Genomic DNA, 21466 nt, shown 5'->3' on the forward strand with positions numbered 1-21466 from the left:
GGCGTCCGGTAAAACAATCACAAGTTAAATTATTCGTCCACGTTTGGGCCGCCCTTACCGGTCACCGGCGGAGACGATCCGGCGCGAATGGGCCACACCATTCAACCCAGCCGAATTTCGGTTGGAATCGTTTTCAGTCTGGGGTTGTTGAATGCGCCGTGGAGGACGCAGCACGGTCAGCCGTCGTGCTGCAAGGGCGCGGTCAGCCGTCGTCCTGCAAGGTTCCGCCCACCCACGTGCCCGACCGTTCGGCGCCGGTGGCATAGCGCATCGTGCCTTCGCCCTGGCGGACCCCGTCGACGACCGCGCCCTCGTAGACATCGCCATTGGGATAGGTCGCAACGCCCCGGCCGTTCATGTCGCCTTCGACCCACTGGCCTTCGTAGGTGAACCCGGACGGCATCTCGATCTTGCCGCGTCCGTCGCGCTGATCGTTGATGAACTGACCGGTGTAGACGCTGCCATCGACATAGGACGCCACACCTTCGCCATGGCGCAGCCCGTTCAGCCAGTCGCCCTCGTACGTGTAGCCATCGGGCAGGACCAGCTTGCCGCGGCCATGGCTCTTGCCGTCCTTGAAGCCGCCCTCGTAGACCGCGCCGTTGGGATAGCGGACCGTGCCCGTCCCGTCCACGGCACCGCCGATCCACGTGCCCTTGTAGCTGGTGCCGTCGGGATAGATCAGCTCTCCATCGCCTTCGGCCAGCCCGTCCTTCAACTCGCCAAGGTAGACCGAGCCGTCGGGATAGCTGACCTTGGCCTCGCGCGTCAGCTGGCCTTCCGACCAGATGCCTTCGTAGGTGTAGCCGTCCTTCGTCGTCAGCGTCCCGAACCCGTGGCGCATGTCGTCGAGGTACGAGCCTTCGTAGACGTCGCCGTTGGCGTAGGTCATCTTCCCCTTTCCGGCGAGCTTGCCGCGGATCACCGAGCCCTCGTAGACATCGCCGTTCGGATGGGTGATCCGGCCCTGACCGTCGAGCTGCCCGTCGCTCCACTGTCCGTACATGACCATGCCGTCCGGGAAGGTGAGGGAACCCACGCCGGAAATCTCGCCGTCCTCAAGCCCGCCTTCGTAGACGACGCCATCGGCATAGGTGAACTTGCCCTGTCCGTGCTTGCGCCCGTTCACCCAGTCGCCTTCGTAGACGTAGCCGGGGCTTTTCATCGTGCCCTCGCCATGGGGCAGGGCGTCCTGAAGCTGACCTTCATAGCGCCCGCCATCGGCAAAGACGACAATGCCGCGGCCCTGGATGATGCCGTCGACCCACTGGCCTTCGTAGGTGCCGCCGTCGGAGAACACGATCATGCCCGTGCCGTGCGGCTTGCCCTTCGCGAATTCGCCTTCATAGACCACGCCATTGGCGAAGCGCGCGGTGCCGGTGCCGCTGATCTCCCCGTCGACCCAGTCGCCGGTGTATTCATAGCCGCTGGGCAGGCGGTAGGTGCCGGTGCCGTGCTGCAGGCCGTTGCGGAAAGTGCCTTCGTAGACGCCGCCGATCTCGTCCTGCGTCGTCTCGACCGGGTTGATCTGGGCCAGGGCGGGGCCGGACGCCATCGGGCCGGACGCCAGCAGTCCGGCCGCCATCAAACGTGCGATCACTGCCGCGATGGGCTGTTTCATTCCCGTCCCCCTTCGGGTCGGCGCCGCGTCCGGTGCCGCAAGGCGTCACCTTCGTGCATCCGCTTTCGCGGCGAAAACTAGGTCAGCGTGCAGGCCCGGGCAACGTCTTTTCGACATTGGCACTTTTCCCCCGGCGACGATTTGCTACAGGGCTTGGGCTGGACCCCGACCCGGAAAGCGAGGCAACTGACCTTATGGCCGATACGTTCCGTCTGACCCTTGCACAGTTGAACCCCGTGGTGGGCGACCTTGCCGGCAATGCCGCCAAGGCCCGTGCCGTGTGGGAGGAAGGCCGCGCCGCCGGTGCCGACCTCGTCGCGATGACCGAGATGTTCATCACCGGCTACAACGTGCAGGACCTGATCCTGAAGCCCGCCTTCCACGATGCCGCGATTGCCGAGATCCGCAAGCTGGCGGAGGAGTGCGCCGACGGCCCGGCGCTGGCCATCGGCGGGCCGTGGGTCGAGGACAACAGGCTTTACAACGCCTACCACATCCTGCGGAACGGGCGCATCGCGTCGACCGTGCTGAAGCATCACCTGCCGAACGAGACGGTCTTCGACGAGGTCCGCGTTTACGACAGCGGCCCGCTGGGCGGCCCCTACTCGGTTGGCAACACCCGCATCGGCAGCCCGATCTGCGAAGACGCCTGGCACGAGGACGTGGCCGAGACGCTGGCCGAGACGGGGGCGGAGTTCCTGCTCGTGCCCAATGGCTCGCCCTACTACCGGGGCAAGTACGACAAGCGGATGAACCTCATGGTCTCCCGCGTGATCGAGACCGGATTGCCGCTGATCTACCTGAACATGGTGGGCGGGCAGGACGATCAGGTCTTCGACGGCGCGTCCTTCGTGCTGAACCCGGGCGGGCAGCTGGCGCTGCAGATGCCCTACCTGCGCGAGGCGGTGGCGCATCTGGATCTGGAACGCGGACCGGACGGCTGGCGCGCCAAGGAAGGCCCCAAGGCCGTGCGCCCCGACGACTGGGAGCAGGATTACCACGTCATGGTGATCGCGCTGCGCGATTACATGGCGAAGACCGGCTTCAGGAAGGTGCTGCTGGGCCTGTCGGGCGGCGTGGATTCCGCGCTGGTCGCGGCCATCGCGGTGGATGCGCTGGGCCCCGAGAACGTGCGCTGCGTGATGCTGCCGTCGGAGTACACGTCGCAGGGATCTCTGGACGACGCCAAGGACGCGGCGGAGCGGATGGGCTGTCATTACGATTTCGTGCCGATCTCTGGCGCGCGGGACGCGGTGACGGAAACGCTGGCGCCGCTGTTCGACGGGCGCGAGCCGGACCTGACGGAGGAAAACATCCAGTCCCGCCTGCGGGGGCTGCTGCTGATGGCGATGTCGAACAAGTTCGGCGAGATGCTTCTGACCACGGGCAACAAGTCGGAAGTGGCGGTGGGCTATGCCACGATCTACGGCGACATGGCGGGCGGCTACAATCCGATCAAGGACCTGTACAAGACCCGCGTGTTCGAGACCTGCCACTGGCGGAACGCGAACCACCGCGACTGGATGAAGGGCCCCGCAGGCGAGGTGATCCCGGTGTCGATCATCGAGAAGCCGCCGAGTGCGGAACTGCGGGCCGATCAGAAGGACAGCGATTCGCTGCCCGATTACCCGGAGCTGGATGCGATCCTGGACATTCTCGTCGATCAGGACGGCTCGATCGCGGATTGCGTGGCGGCCGGGTTCGATGCGGAGACGGCCCGGAAGGTGGAGCACCTGATCTATATCAGCGAGTACAAACGCTTCCAGTCGGCGCCCGGGACGCGTCTGTCGAAACGGGCGTTCTGGCTGGATCGGCGGTATCCGATTGCCAATCGGTGGAGAGAACCGAAGGCTTAGATTGCGCCGCGGCTGCGCGCGTCGCCCGGGTTGACGGGGGGACGGCCGCCCCCCGTGCCCCCCGCCCGGGGGACCACGGTCCCCCGGACCCCCGTGAGTACTTTCAGAAAGAAGAAGACCGGCGGGCGTCAGCCGAGGAGCTGGTAGCTGACGGGGACGAAGCGGAAGCCGTCGCCCCTGGGTTCGACATAGCCCGCGGCGGGGAAGGGCATATGGTAGCCGATCATCGGGATCTTGTCGGTGGCCAGCATGTCGAAATACTTCCGCCGCGTGGCGCTGGCCGCTTCCTTGTCGCTGTCGAAGCTGGTGTGCCATTCCGGGTTCTGGAACGGGTAGACGTAGTGGTTTGCCATGTCTGCCGTCAGCAGGAGCGGCTTGCCGGCCGATTCGATGCGGTAGATCATGTGGCCCGGCGTATGGCCGAAGGCGGCGTGGCCGGTGATCCCGGGGACGACCTCGTCCTCGTCGCCGATGAAGGTCATCTTGTCCTTGAAGGGTTCGATCTTCGTGGCCATCAGATCGGTGATCCGGTTCGATCCGCTGGCCATCCACGCATCGTATTCCTGCTGGCCGGTCACGTAGCGCGCATTGGGGAAGGTCGGCGCATCGCCCGTTGTCATGCCGCCGATATGGTCGGGGTGCATGTGGGTGATCACGACGATATCCACGTCCTCGGGGCTGGCGCCGGCCTCGGTCAGGGCTTTCTGGATCCCGCCCTGTCCCAGCCCGGTATCGAACAGCACCATGCCGTTGCCGCTGTCGACCAGCGTGGGCGTGAAGTAGAACTGCGCCTTGTCGGCGGGGATGAAGTTCTCGGTCGAGACCTCGGTGAATTCTTCCTCGGACACGTTGGCGCCGAAGATGTCCTGCACCCCGTCGCGCGGCATGGAGCCATCGAGGAGCGTCGTGACTTTCATGTCGCCGATATGGAAGCTGCGCGTGTTGGGCAGGCTTTCTGGCGAACCCTGGGCTGAAGCTTGCGTCGCGAAAGGCGCGGTGGCCGCGGCAAGCGGCAGGGCGGCTCCGGCGCCGAGTGCTGCGCGGCGGGACAGTCTGGCAGTCATGGGATGATCCTCCGATAGTCCGTTGTTTCGTGCGCAGGACGTAAAAAGATGCCCCGCGTACGCAGGAATTATTTCAGATTTTCCGCTCGGCCAGTATTAAAGTGGTTGTGATGAGCGATACCGACGATCAGAGCACGCAGGTGGAGCGCTTTCTGGAGGCCTTGGCCCCCGCGGCGAAGGCCGCAGATGCACGGGTGCTGGACGGGCTGTTCCGCGAGGTGACGGGCTTTGCACCGCTGTTGTGGCGCGGGGGGATGCTGGGCTACGGGCTTTATCACTATACCTACCAGACCGGCCATTCCGGCACGTCGCTGGCCACCGGGTTCAGCCCGCGAGCGAAGGCGCATTCCATCTACATCATGCCGGGCTACCAGGATTATGGCCAGATCCTGGACCGGCTGGGCAAGCACAGGACGGGCAAGGCGTGCCTTTACGTGAACAAGCTGGCCGATATCGACCTGGACGTGCTGCGCGAACTGATCGCCACCGGGCTACGCGACCTTGAAACCCGTTGGCCGGTGCACCCGACCTGACCGCGGTTCTGGACAAATCCGCCCCCTCGTGACAAACGGCGCGCGACAGGAGACGTCCATGACTACCACCCGTTTTGCCCCTTCGCCCACCGGCTATCTGCATATTGGCAACCTGCGTGCCGCGCTGATGAACTTTCTCATCGCGCGCAAGGCGGGGGGCACCTTCATCCTGCGCATCGACGACACCGACCCGGAGCGGTCGAAGGAAGAATATGTCGACGCGATCAAGGAAGATCTGGAATGGCTGGGCCTGCATTGGGACAAGGTGGAACGCCAGTCGCTGCGGCTTGACCGCTATGCCGAGGCCGCCGACCGTCTGCGCGAAATGGGCCGGTTCTACGAGGCGTTCGAGACGCCCACCGAACTGGACCTGAAGCGCAAGAAGCAGCTGAACATGGGCCGCCCGCCGGTTTATGACCGCGCGGCGCTGGATCTGAGCGAGGCCGAGAAGGACAAGCTGCGCGCCGAGCGTGGCAACGGGGTCTGGCGGTTCAAGCTGGATCACGAACGGATCGAATGGGCCGACGGGATCCTGGGCGATATCTCGATCGATGCTGCGTCAGTGTCCGATCCGGTGCTGATCCGGGCGGATGGGCAGGTGCTGTACACCATCGCGTCGGTCGTCGACGATACCGAGATGGGCGTGACGGATGTCGTCCGCGGGTCGGACCACGTGACTAACACCGCGACGCAGATCCAGATCATCCAGGCGCTGGGCGGCACCGTCCCGACCTTCGCCCACCATTCGCTGCTGACCGGCCCGCAGGGCGAGGCTCTGTCGAAACGGCTGGGCACGCTGGCGCTGCGCGATCTGCGGGCGCGCGGGGTGGAGCCGATGGCCGTTCTGTCGTTGATGGCGCGGCTGGGATCGTCTGATCCGGTCGAACTACGTACCGACATCGCCGAGATCATCGAAGGCTTCGACATCAGCCGCTTCGGCTCGGCCCCCACGAAGTTCGACGAGGAAGACCTGTTCCCGCTGACCGCCAATGTGCTTCAGCACAAGTCCCTGGCCGAGGTGAAGGAGGCCGTGGCCGCCGTCGGTGTGCCCGACGATCTGGCCGAACCCTTCTGGATGATGGCACGGGACAACATCACCACGCTGGCCGACCTGGAAGGCTGGTGGGTGCTGTGCCGCGACGGGGCCGATCCGCTGATCGCGGACGAGGACAAGGCGTTCATCGGCGAGGCGATGACCCTGCTGCCGCCGCCGCCCTACACCGCTGACACGTGGAAGACCTGGACCGATGCGGTGAAGGAAAAGACCGGCCGCAAGGGCAAGGGGCTCTTCATGCCGCTGCGCAAGGCCGTGACGGGACTGGAGCGCGGGCCCGAGATGGCGCATCTCATGCCGCTTCTGCAGGTCGTCCGCGCCCGGGGCTGACGGGCGCCGACCTTCGGCGCCGAGTTTGGTTGCTGTCGATTGGCCCTGATTGCGGGCGCCGTTTCTAGGCTTGGCCCAGGGGCTGGACCAGCGCCTCGATCTCGTCCAGCCAGCGATCCACCACGGCGCGTTCGTCATCTGTCAGCACCTTGTGGCGCGGATAGCGCGGGGCGGCGCGGTCGTTCAGGACGGGCGTGTGCCAGCCATCGGTCGTCTCGAAGAACTGCCGGGCCCCTTCGGGGCCGAATTCGCGCAGGTACCCCTGCACCACGACATCCAGATAGCTGAGCAGGATCGGCGCCGGGCTTTGCGGTGCCCCGTGCAGATCGGGATGCACCGCGTAAACCGCGATATCGAGCGGCCCTGCGAGGGCGTGCGTGACGTTCTCCGTTGCCGGTAACCTCTCGTAATTCCGCTCCCGTTCGTCCAGCGCCACCCAGTCGCTGCCGGGTACGCGGGCGATCAGCCCGTCGATCTCCGACCCCGGGGCGGCCACGGCCGTCAGCACCGCGACAGGCCACGGGTCCACATGCACCCACCCCCGCCGCCAGCCGGCAAGGCGCGCCTTCTTGGCCCCGGGATAGGTGTGCGTGTCCCGGTTCACCAGGCTGCCGTAGCCGAAAAAGTAGGGATCGTTCATCGGGTCTGCCCTCTCAAATCACTTTCCGACAATTCTTGCCGATATTGATGCATGTCAAATCGCCCTTTGGTCGGATGTGCGAAATCTGCCCCGTGCCCGCAAGAGTAGAGCCATCGATTTACACGACCTTCCGACAGGAGTTAGCCGTGCGCATAACAAAGAGAACAAACATTGCCGTACGATTGATGCTGTATTGCGCAAGTCAGCCAGATCGCCGTGTCACCAAATCCGAGGTGGCGCGGAAGTGCAATATCTCCGAGAACCATTTGGCCCATGTTGTCAATGCGTTGGGACAGATGGGGTACATCGACACGCAGCGCGGCCGCAGTGGCGGGCTGGAACTGGCCCGCGGTCCCGACGAGGTGAGCCTGGGCGATATCTTCCGGTCGCTGGAAAGCGGCGTGCCGCTGGCCGAGTGCTTTGGCTGTCAGTCCGTGACGTGCGAGAGCGTCTCGGATTGCAGGCTGCGGCAGGCGCTGGTGAATGCCGAAGCCGCCTTTTACGAAACGCTGGACGAGGTTCCGCTGGCCGAGCTTATGGGCTCGAACGGGGGCGGCGTCATGGACCGTCTTCAAGAAGGCAATTGCCCCCCGTAAGCGGCCCTACTCTTGCGCACGAAGTGTTCTGGCGGGCCGCGCGGCAAGCGGCCCCCAGGCAAAGGCCAGACCGGCCAGGAGGGTGGCGAGGATCCCCGCGATCACGACCCCCAGGGCCGATGGCCAGATCACCTGAAACCCCGTTTCCAGCACGAACCGCGTGACGGCCCAGGCCCCGGCCATGCCCGCCACCAGTGCGACCAGCCCCGCCGCCGCACCCAGAAGAGCCGAGCGCAGGGCGAAGCTTGCCAGGATCTGCCGGCGCGAGGCGCCAAGGGTTTTCAGAACCGCTGCTTCATAGGTTCGCGCACCGGTGCCTGCGGCCGCCGCGCCGATCAGCACAAGGAAGCCCGTGACCAGCGTCACCGCCGCGCCATAGGACGTGGCGGCGGCCAGCCCGGCCAGAACGCCTGCGACCCGGTCGATGGCATCGCGCACGCGAATCGCCGTGATGTTGGGGAATTGCCCGGCCAGATCGCGCAGGATCGCGGCTTCGGCCTCTTCTTCGGCATAGACGGTCGCGATGAAGCTGTGGGGCGCGCCGGCCAGCGCGGACGGGTTCATCGCGATCAAGAACCCCATGCCGGCGGCGGAAAAATCGACCTCGCGGAAGCTGGTGATGGTCGCGGTCAGGTCTCGGCCAAGGACGTTCACGGTCATCGTGTCGCCCAGCGACAGGCCCATCTCGGCGGCTTCTTCGGCGGCAAAGCTGATCTGGGGCGGCCCGTCATAGCCTTCGCCCCACCATTCGCCCGCCGTCACTGTGGTGCCCGGGGGCAGGGCGCCGGCATAGGTCACGCCGCGGTCGCTTTGCAGGACCCAGTGCTGGCCTGCGACCTCCTTCGCGGGGCGGTCGTTGATCCGCGCGATGATCCCCCGCAGCATCGGCGCGCTTTCGATGCGGGAGACGGCGTCGTCGCCCTCCAGCCGTTCCATGAAGACGGGCATCTGGTCCTTCTGGATATCGACGAAGAAATAGGACGGCGCGACATCGGGCAGCGATCCGGTGATTGCGCCGCGCAGGTTTCCGTCGATCTGGCCCACGGCGGACAGGACCGACAGGCCCAGCCCCAGCGACAGCACCACCGCACCGGCCCCTTCGCGCGGCCCGGCGATGGCGGCCAGCGCCCAGCGAAAGGCGGGCCTGTTGCGCACAAGCGGCGTGCCCAGCCGCGCGGCCAGCCGTGTCAGCCCGGCGGTCACGGCCAGCACGACCAGCGCGGCGGCCATCCCGCCGGTCGTCCAGAGTGTCAGCATCACGGCGCCGCTGAACCACGCGGCCAGCCCCACCATGACGATCAATCCAACCGCAATCGCAATGAGATAACGCCAGTTCGGCAGAACCTTCGCCGATGACAGGGCATCGCGGAACAGGGTCGCGGCGCGCACGTCCTCCGTCCGGGCAAGGGGCCAGAGCGTGAAGATCAGCGCGGTCAGAATGCCGTAGATCGCGGCCTCGCCCAGTGGCGCGGGGTAGAGGGCGAAGACGGCGGGGATCGGCAATTGCGCCTCGATCAGGGACGCGAAGGCAAGGGGCAGGGCGGCGCCAAGGGCAAGGCCCAGAATGATGCCAAGAAGGGACAGGGCGCCGATCTGGAAGAAGTAGGTCAGGAACACGGTCCGCCGGTCGGCCCCCAGCGTGCGCAGGGTGGCGATGACCGATGTCTTTTCCGCGAGATAGGCCCGGACCGCGGCGGACACGCCTACGCCGCCCACCGCAAGGCCCGACAGGCCGACGAGGATCAGGAAGGCGCCCAGCCGCTCCACGAACCGCGTGATGCCCGGCGCGCCGTTCCGCGCGTCGGACCAGCTGAGCCCGGAGGTGCCGAAGGCGGCATCGGCCTCCTCCGCCATGGCGGCGATATCGGTGCCGGGGGGCAGGGACAGGCGGTATTTCGATGAAAAGAGCGTACCGGGCGCCAGAAGGCCGGAGCCCTCAAGGGCCTCCGTGCGGACGATGGTTCGCGGCCCGAGGCCAATGCCGGCGGTGGCGTTGTCCGGCTCCCTCTCCAGTGCGGCCATCAGCACGAAATCCTGCGCGCCAAGGCGGAAGATGTCGCCCGGGGCAAGGGCAAGACGGTCGATCAGAAGCTGGTCCATCACCGCGCCGGGCAGGCCATCCTGACCGGACAGCGCCGTTTCAAGGCCGATGTCGGGGGAAAGCGCGACCTCTCCGATCAGCGGATAGAACCCGTCGACCGCCTTCACCTGTGTGAGCCCGCGGTCGGCCTCGTCGCCGCGCGGGACGGTGGCCATCGACCGGAAGTCGACGATTTCGGACACCGCATCGGCCCGCGCATCCATCCATGCGCGTTCCTCCTCCGTGGCGAAGCGGTAGGTGAACTCGATCTCGGCATCGCCGCCCAGCAGCGCCGCGCCTTCGCGGGCAAGCCCCGCCTCGATCGCCGCGCGGACGGAGCCTACGGCGGCAATCGCCGCGACGCCAAGGATCAGGCAGGCAAGGAAGATCCGGAACCCCCGCACCCCGTTGCGGAGCGCGCCGCGCAGTTCGCGGGTGGCCAGGCGGGCAGCGGTGCGGGTGGTCATTCGGCGGCGGCCCCGGCCATGGCGTCCGGCGCCACGCGCCCGTCACGCAGGCGGATCACCCGGTCGCAGCGCTTGGCCAGTTCGGTGGCGTGGGTCACCAGCACCAGCGTCGCCCCGTGCCGGTCGCGAAGACCGAAGAGCAGATCGATGATCGCCGCGCCGTTGGTTTCATCCAGATTGCCGGTCGGTTCGTCCGCCAGCAGGATATGCGGCCGCGGGGCAGACGCACGGGCCAGCGCGACGCGTTGTTGTTCGCCCCCCGACAGTTGCGACGGGTAGTGCCCGGCGCGATGGCCGAGGCCCACGGTCTCAAGCTCTGCCGCCGCGCGGTCGAACGCATCGCGATGGCCGGCAAGCTCCAGCGGGGTGGCCACGTTTTCCAATGCGGTCATCGTGGGGATCAGGTGGAAGCTTTGGAACACGACGCCCATGTGATCGCGCCGGAATCGCGCCAGCGCGTCTTCGTCCATCGCCGTCAGGTCCTGTCCCAGGGCGGTGATCGTCCCGCCGGTTGCCTGCTCCAGCCCGCCCATCAGCATCAGGAGCGAGGATTTGCCGGAACCGGAGGGCCCGACAAGGCCCAGCGTCTCGCCCTGTTCAACATCCAGCGTGATGCCGTGCAGGATATCGACCCGCCCGGCATTGCCATTCAGCCACAAAGCCGCATCTTTGAGGGACAGAACGGGGTCGGGCATGGGCCTCTCCTGACTTGCTACCCTTTGGATATGGAGCGTGAACCGCCATGCGCAAGAAAAGCTTCGCGATCCTGGCCACCCTTATCGTCGCGGGCACGGGGCTGAGCGCCGAGCCGGTGACGATCGCGGCCCTGGGCGACAGCCTGACACAGGGCTACGGGCTGGTCGAGGATCAGGGTTTCGTCCCGCAGTTGCAGCGCTGGCTGGACGGGCAGGGCGCCGATGCCGTGCTGATCAATGCGGGCGTTTCCGGCGATACCAGCGCGGGCGGCGCCGCGCGCGTGGGCTGGACGCTGACGCCCGAGGTCGACGGCATGATCGTGGCGCTTGGGGCCAACGACATGCTGCGCGGGATCGATCCGGCCGTGACCCGGGCCAACCTGAAAAAGATCCTGACCGCGGCGGACGAAGCGGATGTCGAAGTGCTGCTGGTCGGTGTTCAGGCGCCCGGCAACTGGGGGGCCGAGTACAAGCAGGCCTTCGACGCGATCTACCCGGATCTGTCGGCGGCCCATGGCACGGACCTTGTGCCGGGCTTCTTCGATGGCATTGCGGGGGATGCTGGCGATCTGGCCGCAGCGCAGGCCTATTTCCAGCCCGACGGCCTGCATCCCAATGCCGATGGCGTGGCGCTGATCGTGGACGAGATCGGCCCGCAGGTGCTGGACCTGATCGCCTCGGTCCGCGACGAGACCGACTGACAGATGCCGGGCCGCGTCTTCCTGACCACGCCGCCCGCAGACCTGGCCGCGGCGCTGGGTGTCTCTCCCGCCCCCGTGGCGGATGAACCGCGCCGCCTGAACATCGCGCCGGGGCAGGAAGTGGTGGCACTGACCGCCGGCGGCCTCACCCGGATGCGCTGGGGCATGATCCCCGTGGGCCGCGTCAACGCCCGCGGGCGTCCGGTGATGGAGACGATCATCAACGCGCGATCCGAAACGGTGCTGCAGAAGACAGCCTTCGAGGGCACAGGCCGTGCCGTGATGCCGGTGAACGGCTGGTACGAATGGACGGGCGAGACCCGCCGCAAGACGGCGTGGCGGATCGCGCCGAAGGAAGGCGGGCTGCTGCTGTTCGCGGCGATCACCGATGTCTGGAAGGCTCCCGGCGGGATCGAGGTGCCGCAGATCGCGACGGTGACGTGCGAGCCGTCGGCGGATGTCCGCGATGTGCATCACCGCATGGCGGTGATTCTTGAGCCCGAAGACGTGGATCTGTGGCTGTCAGGCGCGGAGGAGGGGATCGCCCGCCTGTTCCGACCGTGGCCGGACGGGCGGCTGACGGTGGAAGAGGCCAAGGGGGTCGACTGGTCGGCCCCCTGATACTTACAGAACGACAACCGGAGTGCCCAGCGGCACGCGGGTGTACAGATCGATCACGTCATCGTTCTTCATCCGGATGCAGCCGTTCGATGCCGACCGGCCGATGCTGTTCACATCGTTGGTGCCGTGGATCCGGAAATACGTGTCGCGGCCGTCCTGGAACAGGTACAGCGCGCGGGCGCCCAGCGGGTTCGACGGACCACCCGGTTCGACGTAATCGTTGCCGGCGAAGCGGCCATAGGTGCGCGGCTCCCGCTCGATCATCTCGTCCGTGGGGCGCCAGGTGGGCCATTCCTTCTTGGCGCCGATCACGGCGGCCCCGGTGAATTCCAGCCCCGCCCGGCCGACGCTGACGCCGTAACGACGCGCCTGACCCGGCGCTTCCACCCAGTAGAGGTAATAGGATTTCGGCAGGATCAGCAGCTGGCCGGGCGCGTACTGGTCCTTGATCCTGACGACCTGGGGCGTGGCATCGAACACCTGCGCGCGGGCCATTTCCGGCAATGCGACGGCAGCGGACGCGGCGCCGGCAGCGGCGATGAATGTACGGCGGTTGATCATGATATCCCCCAGTTCGGGTGCGTACGGGACGTCGGTGCGACGCCTAACTTGTCCGCCAACAGCGCTTTTTCGTCAATCTGCGCAAGGCTTGACCCACGCAGGTTTGATCGCATTCTGTGGCTTGCATGTAACCTTTCGGGCCCGTCACACCTAGAAATCGAAGAGGTCTTCGAGGAATCCGCCCCGTTTCTTCTTCTTGTAGGGCTTCTGGTCGACCTGTCCGTAGCCCGGGGTTTCCGGGATAGGTGTGCCCGAGCGTTCGATGATCTTGTCCAGTTCGCCCCGGTCCAGCCAGACGCCCCGGCATTTCGGGCAATAGTCGATCTCGACCCCGGCGCGGTCGGTCATCTGCAGTTGCGTGCCATCGATCGGGCATTGCATGGCGGTCTCCGTCATCGGTTGCATGTGCCCGATGACATAGGCATGCGCCGCGCCGCGGGAAGGGGGCGCGGCTCACGTTTTGTAATGATGCCTGACGCGTAGTGATGCCTGGCAGGCCGTCAGCGCGCGACGAGCCTTGCGACCAGCACGACGACGATGGCGCCGATGGCCGAGACGAGGATCTGCGTGATCAGGGGACCGCCGATCGACAGGTCGATGCCCAGCAGGCTCAGCAACACCGGACCCACGAAGGCGCCGACAACGCCCGAGATCAGGTAGGTGACCAGCCCGTGGCCGCCAACGATGAAGCTGGCCAGCCAGCCGGCGACAAGGCCAATGCCGAGCATTACGAGAATTGCGGTTAGTGTCATGTCAACTGTCTCCGATGGACGTGGGTGCCTCCTCTATCGCGCAAGCGCGCTGACCCGTCCAGCACGGTCGAGTCATTCTTTGTTAACCATGTCGTCCGAAACTTGCGGCGGAGGTGCGATGTGCGACACGGCGGGGTGGTGTTGGTTCTGGTCTTGCTGGTCCTGTGCGGGCCGGCCCGGGGCGGTGCGTGGCTGCGCGACCCGGGAGAGGGGTTTTTGTCCTTCGGAACCACGATCCGGCCCGACCGCATCGTGCCGGACCACGAGGCGAAGCTTTATCTTGAATATGGTGTCGCGAAGCGGCTGACGCTGGGCGTCGACATCAACGAAACACCGGGCGTGACCGGACATGCAATCCTGTTCGCGCGGCTGCCGGTGGGCCGGGGAGAGGGCGCTCTGAAGCAGGCGATGGAAATGGGGATCGGCGGGCACCACTGGCAAGAGGATTGGTGGGGCTTCTACAAGCTGGGCTACAGCCTTGGCCGCGGCGTGGAAAATCGCCGGGGCAATGCGTGGTGGGCGCTGGATGCCAATTACGACCGCAGGCTGGGGAACGATCAGCCGCTTTGGAAGCTCGATTTCACGTGGGGCCAGTCGTCGGGCATGAAGATCCGGCCGTTGATGAAGGTGGAAACGGGCTATATCCCGTCGCAAGGCGTGGGCGGGTCGCTGGTGCCGTCGCTGATGATCCCGGGCTTCGGCGATGAAATCTGGGTCGCGGGGCTGGAGTTCCGCCATTTCGGGGGGCAGAACAGCGTGGGCCTGAGGCTCGATATCTGGAAGGATTTCGGCAAGGGCGCGGGAGAAGACACGCCCAACCTCGACGGCCCCGAAATCCCGCTCAGACAGACGGCGGCGGTGACTCCAGAAGCTGAACGGCGTTGATCTGCCAGCCGTCCGGGCCGGGGATCATCTGGTAATCCAGCAGATGGGTCTGCCCCTCGGTATCGGTGATCATCACGCGCTGCCACAGGGTGCCCGCGACCTCGCGCAATTCAAGGTAGCGCGTCTCGGCCGGGCGCCAGACCATCGGATAGCCGTTCCGGACCATGGCGCCGAAATTTTCCGGCGTGCGGAAGGCCTGCTTGATCGTGGGGCTGGCATGGGAAAAGGCGCCGGTCAGGTCATCTGCCACGAAGGCATTCAGCTGGGCGGTGATCGTGTTCTGGATCGCGGGAACGGCGGGGCGTTCCTGCGCCTGCGCCGGTACAGACAGGCCGGCGGCCATCACCAGGGCAAGAAGTGCGGATCGGACAATCATCGGGTCCTCCGGTTGCTGCGTTCAGCCGTCCCGACAAGGATATAGAACGCGAACCCGGGACGTCCATGCGCGCGCACGGACGCCAAGGCGAACGCGCAGCGTTCGCCGGGGGGAGGCGGGTGGGGCGGCCGGGCGCGCGCATGGACCGCGACGCAGCCCGGCCGGGCAGGATTTAGATGAACTCGCCCGCCAGCGCGCGGTCGATCAGGGTCACCGTCTCGTCGACGCCGTAAAGCGCGATGAACCCGCCGAAACGCGGGCCCTGGCTGGCGCCCAGCAGCACTTCGTACAGCGCCGTGAACCAGCCCCGCAGCGGATCGAACCTGTCGCGGCCAACGGCATAGACCACCGATTGCAGCGCCTCGTCTTCGACCGGGCCGTCATAGGCGGCCAGTTCCGCACGCAAGGCTTCCAGTGCTTCGCGTTCCGCATCCGTCGGCGCGCGGAAGGTGCGGGTGGGCTTCACGAAGTCGTTGAAATACCTCACCGCGTAGCCGGCCGACTGGTCGAGGCCGGGATGCGTTTCAGGGCCCGCGTCAGGCGCATAACGCTGGATGAAACCCCACAGCGTCTCCTTGTCCTCGGCACCCGATACCGACGCGAGGTTCAGAAGCATCGCGAAGGGCACCACCATGTCGGACGCCGGCGCGTTGTGGCCGTGGATGTGGAAGACCGGGTTGTTCACCTTCGCCTTCGTGTCCTGATCGGCATAGGCGCGCAGCTGCTGGTGGTATTCATCCACCGCCTTCGGGATCACGTCGAAATACATCCGCTTGGCCGTTTTCGGCTTCTGGTACATGAAGTAGCTCAGGCTTTCCGACGACGCATAGGTCAGCCATTCGTCGATCGACAGCCCGTTGCCTTTCGACTTCGAGATCTTCTCGCCATTGTCGTCGAGGAACAGCTCGTACGTGAAATGCTCGGGCGGGCGAACGCCCAGCGTCTTGCAGATCCCGTCGTAGATCGGCGTGTTTGTGCTGTGATCCTTGCCATACATCTCGAAATCGACGCCAAGCTGCGCCCAGCGGGCACCGAAATCGGGCTTCCACTGCAGCTTCACGTTGCCGCCCGTCACGGGCAGGGTCCATTCGCGGCCATCGTTGTCGTCGAAGGTGATCGTGCCTTCCTTGGCATCCACGTGCTTCATCGGCACATAGAGGACACGGCCCGTTTCCGGGTGCAGCGGCAGGAAGATCGAATAGGTCTGCTGGCGCTCCTCGCGGAGCGATTTCAGCATGATCTTCATCAGGTCGTCATAGCGTTCGGCCGCGCGCAGCAGCATCGGGTCGAACTGGCCCGACTTGTAGAACTCGGTGGCCGAGATGAACTCGTACTCGAACCCGAACGTATCGAGGAACCGGCGCAGCATGGCGTTGTTGTGGTGGCCGAAACTGTCGAATTCGCCGAACGGATCGGGGACCGAGGTCAGCGGTTTTTGCAGATGTTCCTGCAACGCGTCCTGGTTCGGGACGTTGCCCGGCACCTTGCGCATCCCGTCCAGATCGTCGGAAAAGCAGAACAGCCGCGTCGGAATGTCCGAGATCACCTCGAACGCGCGACGGATCATCGTGGTGCGCGCGACCTCGCCGAAGGTGCCGATATGGGGCAGGCCGGACGGGCCGTAGCCGGTTTCGAAAAGGACATAACCCTTCTCCGGTTCCTTCTTTTCGTACCGTTTGAGAATCCGGCGCGCCTCTTCAAAGGGCCAGGCTTTGGACTGCATTGCCGCGTCGCGCAAATCGGACATCTTCTTCAGGCTCCGGAAGGGAAAAAGGGCATCAATCACTGATCGCCCGTGCGTGTTTCGGGCGCTACCTATTGTGCTCCCGCCGGGGCGTCAATAATTTGCGCATGCAGAAGGTTTTGCTGCGCTGGATGAAAGAGACCGATTTGCCCGATTCCGCCACCTCCTCCGAAGACCACGTTCTCAGCCCGCAGGACTGTCTTGTCCTGCTGATGATCGCCGTTTCGGCATCCGACAACAACATCCGCACGTCCGAGCTGGTCCAGATAGAAAGTGCGATCGACATGCTGCCGGTCTTTGCCGATTTCGACACCGATCGCCTTTCGGTCCTGTCGCAGACGGTGTTCGACCTGTTCGACCAGGAAGACGGGCTGGATGCGCTGTTCGGGCTGGTGCGGGACAACCTGCCCAAACGCCTGTTCGAAACCGCCTACGCGCTGGCCTGCGACGTGGCGGCGGCCGACGGGGAGCTGGAACCGTCGGAGCTGCGCATCCTGCAGGAATTCCGCTACGAGCTGGAGATCGACCGCCTGCACGCGGCGGCCATCGAACGCGGCGCGCGGGCGCGGTTCATGGTCTGACCGGTCCGTGCGGCGGCCGCATGAACCGGGCCTTGCCGGTATCTGTCCCTGCGGGATGGCCGCTCCCACTATACTTTCTGGACATAAGAGGAATTCGCCGGATCAGCTGCCGTAAAGCTTTTCCCAGCGGGTGATCATCTTCTGTTGCAGCGCCTTGGAGCGGTAGTTCCAGTTGCGCCCGCCCGGTGGGCGGTCCCGCTGGGCCTTGGTCAGGCGGCTGCGGATGTCCATGTCGGCCGAGAAATAGGCGAAGGCCAGCACGGTGCCGTCGCGCGTGGTGATGTAGCCGCCCAGGCCCGAGACGAAGTTCAGCGTGCCTGTCTTCGCATCCACCGTCGCCGGGTGGTTGCGTGCCGTGTTGCCGCTGGAATCGCGCATGGCGATGGGCTTCAGCAGCGGACGAAGCTGGTTCTTCGGATAGACCCGGACCAGAAGCGTGACCATGTCCTTCGCGGTGGTGCGGGAATCGGGGCCCAGCCCGGAATGGTCCACGTAGAGGGTGTCGTTCATGCCGTAGGTTTTCGCGGCCCAGCGGCTCATGTCGCGGCCCGAGTCCTTCAGCGACCTGGGCCGGCTGCCCCGCACGGTCGAGGCGGTGAGGCCGATCATCTCGGCCATCAGGTTGTTGGAGAACTTCAGCATGTCCCGCAGCAGGTCGCGCAAGGGCGCGCTGAGATGTGTGACCAGCACCTCGACCCGGCCGGAAAAGCGGCGAATGGTTTCGGGTTCCTTCAGGACGATGCCTTGCGCGCGCGCAAATGTGCGGAACACGTCGCCGGCGTATTCGCCCGGGTTGCGGACCGGCAGCCAGCGGGAGCCTGCGCCGCCCAGGGCCTGCACGGCGACCGTCCATTCGTCGGTCGCGCCCTTGCGGTTGTAGGTGTAGATCGGCGTCGCGCGGTTGACGAGCTGCATCGTCGCGGTCGTCACCTCGGGGCGGTGCCGGCCGGACCGGGCATCCATCGCGACGCCATAGCCGTTCGATTGCCGGCGCCATTCGAAATGCACGCGGTTGAAGTTCAGCGCGATGCCCGACACGGCAGGGCTGTAGCCCACATGTTCGGGCTGGCCTTCGTCGATGCTGCGTTCATAGGGCAGGTAGCCATCGTAGACGAGGAACCTGCCGCGCACTTCGCGCACGCCCGCGGCCTTCAGCTTCGCGGCCATGTCGGCCAGCGCATCTGTGTCGAGCGTGGGATCGCCGCCACCGGCAAGGATCAGGTCCCCGTCGAGCCGGCCGTTGGACAGCGTGCCATCGGTCAGAAGCTGCGTCGGGAACCGGTAGGCGGGCCCCAGCGTATCCAGCGCGTAGACTGAGGTCAGGACCTTGGCGACGCTGGCCGGGGCCAGCCCGGCATCGGCGTTGTAGGTCTCCAGCATCAGGCCCGTCCGGGCATCGGCCACGGCAACGCCGACCTCGCCCGAGAGGCCCGATCCCTTGACCAGCTGTTCCGCGCCGGACTGGGCGTTCTGGACGCGTTCGGCGGTAGGGGCGGCGGCGGGCGCGGCGGTGGCCGGTGTGCCCCCGCGCGCCTTCGGGCGCACGGAGGTCCGGGGGGCGCCGGCGTCGAGCACCTGCGGGAGGGCCGCGCTGGCGGCGAGGCTGGCAATTATGGTGCGTCGCGAGACAAGTCTTGGCATGGGCTCACATAATCCGGTCGCGGGGTGTCAAACAACCACCCGATCCGGCGGCGCGACGCCGCTCCGCAAGTTGTGACTTTTGTTCACCGCTGCGCCCAGCCCCCGCCCGCACGGATCGCGCTGGAGCTGAGATCGACCATCGGCACGTTGACGAAGCACCATGCCGGCGCATCGGCACGGGCCAGAAGGTGGCTGGCCCAGCCGGAAATCCGGTAACGGCTGTAAAGCTGCGCCGCGACCGAGGTCCGGGCGGACACCCGCTGACCGGGGCGGGCCAGAACGCCCACGGGCACGCTGTCCATGATCGAGGTCCAGTCCCGCCACTGGGAAAGCTGCACGAGGTTGTCGGCCCCCATCAGCCAGACGAAATTCACATGCGGGTAGAGCGTGCGGAGTGCGACCAGCGTATCGGCCGTGGCCCGCGTGCCCAGCCGCGCCTCGATCCCGGTGACAGTGACGCGGGGGTGACGCATCAAACGGCGCGCCTCTGCCAGCCGCTGGTCCAGCGGGGCGGGCCCGTGGGCCTTCAACGGGTTGCCGGGCGAGACCATCCACCAGATGCGATCCAGCCCGAAGCGCTTCAGCGCCTCGCGGGTGATGTGCACATGGCCCGCATGGGGCGGATCGAAGGATCCCCCCAACAGCCCGACACATTGTCCGGGCGCGAGATATGGCAGCCGAATGTCCATGACGGGATGTCAATGCGCATGAACGCAGCGGGAAATCAATTGCCCGCGCTACCTTATGCCCCGAACCCGGTTGCCCGTGCATCTGTGCGGGACTATGACCGTCGCTGCAGTGGCGCAACCAAGAGGGAGCTCGGCAATGGCGGCCTATCAATATGTCTACCACATGGATGGCGTGTCGAAGACCTATCCCGGTGGCAAGAAGTGTTTCGAGAACATCAAGCTGAGCTTTCTGCCCGGCGTGAAGATCGGCGTCGTGGGCGTCAACGGCTCGGGCAAGTCCACCCTGATGCGGATCATGGCCGGGATCGACAAGGATTTCTCGGGCGAGGCCTGGGCCGCGGAGGGCGCCAAGGTGGGCTACCTGCCGCAGGAACCGGCGCTCGACGAAGACCTGAACGTCCGGGACAACGTCATGAAGGGCGTGGCGGAAAAGAAGGCGATCCTGGATCGCTACAACGAACTGGCGATGAACTATTCCGACGAGACGGCCGAGGAAATGGCCGCGCTGCAGGACGAGATCGACAGCCAGAACCTGTGGGATCTGGATTCGCAGGTCGACGTGTCGATGGAGGCGCTGCGCTGCCCGCCCGACGACGCCGACGTGACGACGCTTTCGGGCGGTGAACGGCGCCGGGTGGCATTGTGCAAGCTGCTTCTGCAGGCGCCCGACATGCTGCTGCTCGACGAACCGACGAACCACCTCGATGCCGAAACCATCGCGTGGCTGCAAAACCACCTGATGGACTACAAGGGCACCTGCCTGATCGTCACCCACGACCGCTATTTCCTCGATTCCATCACCGGGTGGATCCTTGAGCTCGACCGTGGGCGGGGCATTCCTTACGAGGGCAACTATTCCGCGTGGCTGGACCAGAAGGCCAAGCGCCTGAAGCAGGAAGCGCGCGAAGACAAGTCGCGCCAGAAGACGCTGGAACGCGAACTGGAATGGATGCAGCAGGGCGCCAAGGCGCGGCAGGCGAAATCCAAGGCCCGGATCGCGGCCTACGAGGATCTGGCCAACCAGTCCGAACGCGAAAAGATCGCCCGCGCCCAGATCGTCATCCCCCGCGGCCAGCGGCTGGGCGGCAAGGTGATCGAGGTCGAGGGCATCTCGAAGCACTACGGCGACAAGCAACTGATCGACGGGCTGACGTTCTCGCTGCCGCCGGGTGGCATCGTCGGCGTGATCGGGCCCAACGGCGCGGGTAAATCCACGCTGTTCCGTATGCTGACGGGGCAGGAAAGCCCGGATGAAGGCAAGGTCGAATTCGGCGATACGGTCGAGCTGTCCTACGTGGACCAGTCGCGCGACGATCTCGCGGCGGGCGATACCGTGTGGGAGGCGATCACCGGCGGGGCCGAGATCATCGAACTGGGCGATGCGCAGATGAACTCGCGCGCCTATTGTTCGGCCTTCAACTTCAAGGGCAGCGATCAGCAGAAGAAGGTTGGCCTGCTGTCGGGCGGTGAACGCAACCGGGTCCACATGGCGCGGCTGCTGAAATCCGGCGGCAACGTGCTGCTGCTCGACGAACCGACCAACGATCTGGACGTCGAAACCCTGCGGGCGCTGGAAGATGCGCTGGTCGATTTCGCGGGCTGTGCCGTGGTCATCAGCCACGACCGTTTCTTCCTTGACCGGATCTGCACGCATATCCTGGCATTCGAAGGCGATGCGCATGTCGAATGGTTCGAAGGCAACTTCGAGGATTACGAAGAAGACAAGAAGCGCCGTCTTGGCCCCGACGCGCTGGAACCCAAGCGCCTGAAATACAAGAAGTTCGCCCGGTAAATTCCGGCCCGGCGCGCCGTTGCCGGGGCAAGGGGAAACGCTCAGGGTGCGCGCGTTGCGCGCGCCCTGGCGAGACCTGCCCGAGGCTCGGGCATAGTGGCATCCAGCCCACCGCTTTCTAGTCTTTCGGGGTGGCTGGCACGGTTTCGAAAGTCGTGACAGGACAGGCCGCTGCCTTGTCAGATTT

At 65.7% G+C, this 21466-nt stretch carries 21 protein-coding genes; 9 read left to right on the plus strand and 12 right to left on the minus strand.

Annotation, left to right across the window (positions count from 1 at the left end; all coding sequences use genetic code 11):
• Window positions 1-202 precede the first annotated feature (202 nt).
• A complete protein-coding gene (locus tag D4754_RS10525) occupies window positions 203-1621 on the minus strand; it encodes an MORN repeat-containing protein (RefSeq protein WP_121063233.1) in 1419 nt (472 codons plus the stop codon).
• 194 nt (window positions 1622-1815) lie between these two features.
• Between D4754_RS10525 and D4754_RS10530 the strand changes: the two genes are divergently transcribed.
• Window positions 1816-3477, plus strand: coding sequence for an NAD+ synthase (locus D4754_RS10530; RefSeq protein WP_121063235.1), 1662 nt, complete (start codon window positions 1816-1818; stop codon window positions 3475-3477).
• Window positions 3478-3605: 128 nt separating this feature from the next.
• Here the strand turns inward: D4754_RS10530 and D4754_RS10535 are convergent, their stop codons facing one another.
• Window positions 3606-4541, minus strand: a complete 936-nt coding sequence (locus tag D4754_RS10535) for an MBL fold metallo-hydrolase (protein ID WP_121063237.1) — start codon at window positions 4539-4541, stop codon at window positions 3606-3608.
• Window positions 4542-4651: 110 nt separating this feature from the next.
• On the opposite strand from D4754_RS10535, the gene D4754_RS10540 reads away from it, so the two are divergent.
• The gene (locus tag D4754_RS10540) at window positions 4652-5074 is read left to right on the plus strand and encodes a DUF1801 domain-containing protein (RefSeq protein ID WP_121063423.1); all 423 of its coding nucleotides are present in this window, start codon (window positions 4652-4654) and stop codon (window positions 5072-5074) included.
• 58 nt (window positions 5075-5132) lie between these two features.
• A complete protein-coding gene (gltX, locus tag D4754_RS10545; protein WP_121063239.1) occupies window positions 5133-6458 on the plus strand; it encodes a glutamate--tRNA ligase in 1326 nt (441 codons plus the stop codon).
• 64 nt (window positions 6459-6522) lie between these two features.
• Here the strand turns inward: gltX and D4754_RS10550 are convergent, their stop codons facing one another.
• The gene (locus tag D4754_RS10550; RefSeq protein WP_121063241.1) at window positions 6523-7098 is read right to left on the minus strand and encodes a gamma-glutamylcyclotransferase family protein; all 576 of its coding nucleotides are present in this window, start codon (window positions 7096-7098) and stop codon (window positions 6523-6525) included.
• A 74-nt stretch (window positions 7099-7172) separates the two neighbouring features.
• Between D4754_RS10550 and D4754_RS10555 the strand changes: the two genes are divergently transcribed.
• Entirely contained in the window at window positions 7173-7694 is a 522-nt protein-coding gene (locus D4754_RS10555; protein ID WP_276208625.1) for an RrF2 family transcriptional regulator, read from the plus strand.
• A gap of 6 nt (window positions 7695-7700) precedes the next feature.
• On the opposite strand, the gene D4754_RS10560 is transcribed toward D4754_RS10555, so the two are convergent.
• Window positions 7701-10241 (minus strand): ABC transporter permease, encoded by a 2541-nt coding sequence (locus tag D4754_RS10560; RefSeq protein WP_121063245.1) that lies wholly within the window; start codon window positions 10239-10241, stop codon window positions 7701-7703.
• Window positions 10238-10936 (minus strand): ABC transporter ATP-binding protein, encoded by a 699-nt coding sequence (locus tag D4754_RS10565; RefSeq protein ID WP_121063247.1) that lies wholly within the window; start codon window positions 10934-10936, stop codon window positions 10238-10240. Before D4754_RS10565 ends, D4754_RS10560 begins: the two co-directional genes overlap by 4 nt.
• Window positions 10937-10983: 47 nt before the next feature.
• Here D4754_RS10565 and D4754_RS10570 point away from each other — a divergent pair, with 47 nt between their 5' ends.
• Together D4754_RS10570 and D4754_RS10575 are read left to right on the plus strand one after the other, a co-directional pair.
• Window positions 10984-11637 (plus strand): arylesterase, encoded by a 654-nt coding sequence (locus D4754_RS10570; protein ID WP_121063249.1) that lies wholly within the window; start codon window positions 10984-10986, stop codon window positions 11635-11637.
• Between the two features lie 3 nt (window positions 11638-11640).
• A complete protein-coding gene (locus D4754_RS10575) occupies window positions 11641-12258 on the plus strand; it encodes an SOS response-associated peptidase (protein WP_121063251.1) in 618 nt (205 codons plus the stop codon).
• A 3-nt stretch (window positions 12259-12261) separates the two neighbouring features.
• Here the strand turns inward: D4754_RS10575 and D4754_RS10580 are convergent, their stop codons facing one another.
• The 3 genes from D4754_RS10580 to D4754_RS10590 all read right to left on the minus strand — a co-directional run bounded on the left by D4754_RS10580 (window position 12262) and on the right by D4754_RS10590 (window position 13571).
• Window positions 12262-12819, minus strand: coding sequence for a L,D-transpeptidase (locus tag D4754_RS10580; RefSeq protein ID WP_205589616.1), 558 nt, complete (start codon window positions 12817-12819; stop codon window positions 12262-12264).
• Between the two features lie 150 nt (window positions 12820-12969).
• Window positions 12970-13200 carry a TFIIB-type zinc ribbon-containing protein gene (locus tag D4754_RS10585; protein ID WP_121063253.1) on the minus strand — a complete coding sequence of 77 codons (231 nt, stop codon included), beginning with the start codon at window positions 13198-13200 and terminating at the stop codon, window positions 12970-12972.
• A 119-nt stretch (window positions 13201-13319) separates the two neighbouring features.
• Window positions 13320-13571: a GlsB/YeaQ/YmgE family stress response membrane protein gene (locus D4754_RS10590; protein WP_121063255.1), complete on the minus strand. Its 252-nt coding sequence runs from the start codon at window positions 13569-13571 to the stop codon at window positions 13320-13322.
• 120 nt (window positions 13572-13691) lie between these two features.
• Here D4754_RS10590 and D4754_RS10595 point away from each other — a divergent pair, with 120 nt between their 5' ends.
• Window positions 13692-14456 (plus strand): hypothetical protein, encoded by a 765-nt coding sequence (locus tag D4754_RS10595; RefSeq protein WP_163025870.1) that lies wholly within the window; start codon window positions 13692-13694, stop codon window positions 14454-14456.
• Here D4754_RS10595 and D4754_RS10600 read toward each other — a convergent pair.
• Window positions 14413-14832, minus strand: a complete 420-nt coding sequence (locus D4754_RS10600; protein ID WP_121063259.1) for a DUF4864 domain-containing protein — start codon at window positions 14830-14832, stop codon at window positions 14413-14415. The genes D4754_RS10595 and D4754_RS10600 overlap by 44 nt on opposite strands.
• Before the next feature lie 172 nt (window positions 14833-15004).
• On the minus strand, window positions 15005-16579 hold the full coding sequence (locus D4754_RS10605) for a lysine--tRNA ligase (protein WP_121063427.1): 1575 nt from the start codon (window positions 16577-16579) through the stop codon (window positions 15005-15007).
• A 128-nt stretch (window positions 16580-16707) separates the two neighbouring features.
• Between D4754_RS10605 and D4754_RS10610 the strand changes: the two genes are divergently transcribed.
• Entirely contained in the window at window positions 16708-17157 is a 450-nt protein-coding gene (locus D4754_RS10610; RefSeq protein WP_121063429.1) for a tellurite resistance TerB family protein, read from the plus strand.
• Window positions 17158-17259: 102 nt separating this feature from the next.
• Here D4754_RS10610 and dacB read toward each other — a convergent pair whose 3' ends face one another.
• Window positions 17260-18798 (minus strand): D-alanyl-D-alanine carboxypeptidase/D-alanyl-D-alanine endopeptidase, encoded by a 1539-nt coding sequence (dacB, locus tag D4754_RS10615; RefSeq protein ID WP_121063261.1) that lies wholly within the window; start codon window positions 18796-18798, stop codon window positions 17260-17262.
• An 83-nt stretch (window positions 18799-18881) separates the two neighbouring features.
• The gene (locus D4754_RS10620; protein ID WP_121063263.1) at window positions 18882-19487 is read right to left on the minus strand and encodes a nicotinate-nucleotide adenylyltransferase; all 606 of its coding nucleotides are present in this window, start codon (window positions 19485-19487) and stop codon (window positions 18882-18884) included.
• A gap of 136 nt (window positions 19488-19623) precedes the next feature.
• Here D4754_RS10620 and ettA point away from each other — a divergent pair, with 136 nt between their 5' ends.
• Window positions 19624-21279, plus strand: a complete 1656-nt coding sequence (ettA, locus tag D4754_RS10625) for an energy-dependent translational throttle protein EttA (protein WP_121063265.1) — start codon at window positions 19624-19626, stop codon at window positions 21277-21279.
• The last annotated feature ends 187 nt before the right edge of the window (window positions 21280-21466 follow it).

Source organism: Chachezhania antarctica (genome assembly GCF_003646465.1).
GTDB classification, from domain to species: Bacteria; Pseudomonadota; Alphaproteobacteria; order Rhodobacterales; family Rhodobacteraceae; genus Chachezhania; species Chachezhania antarctica.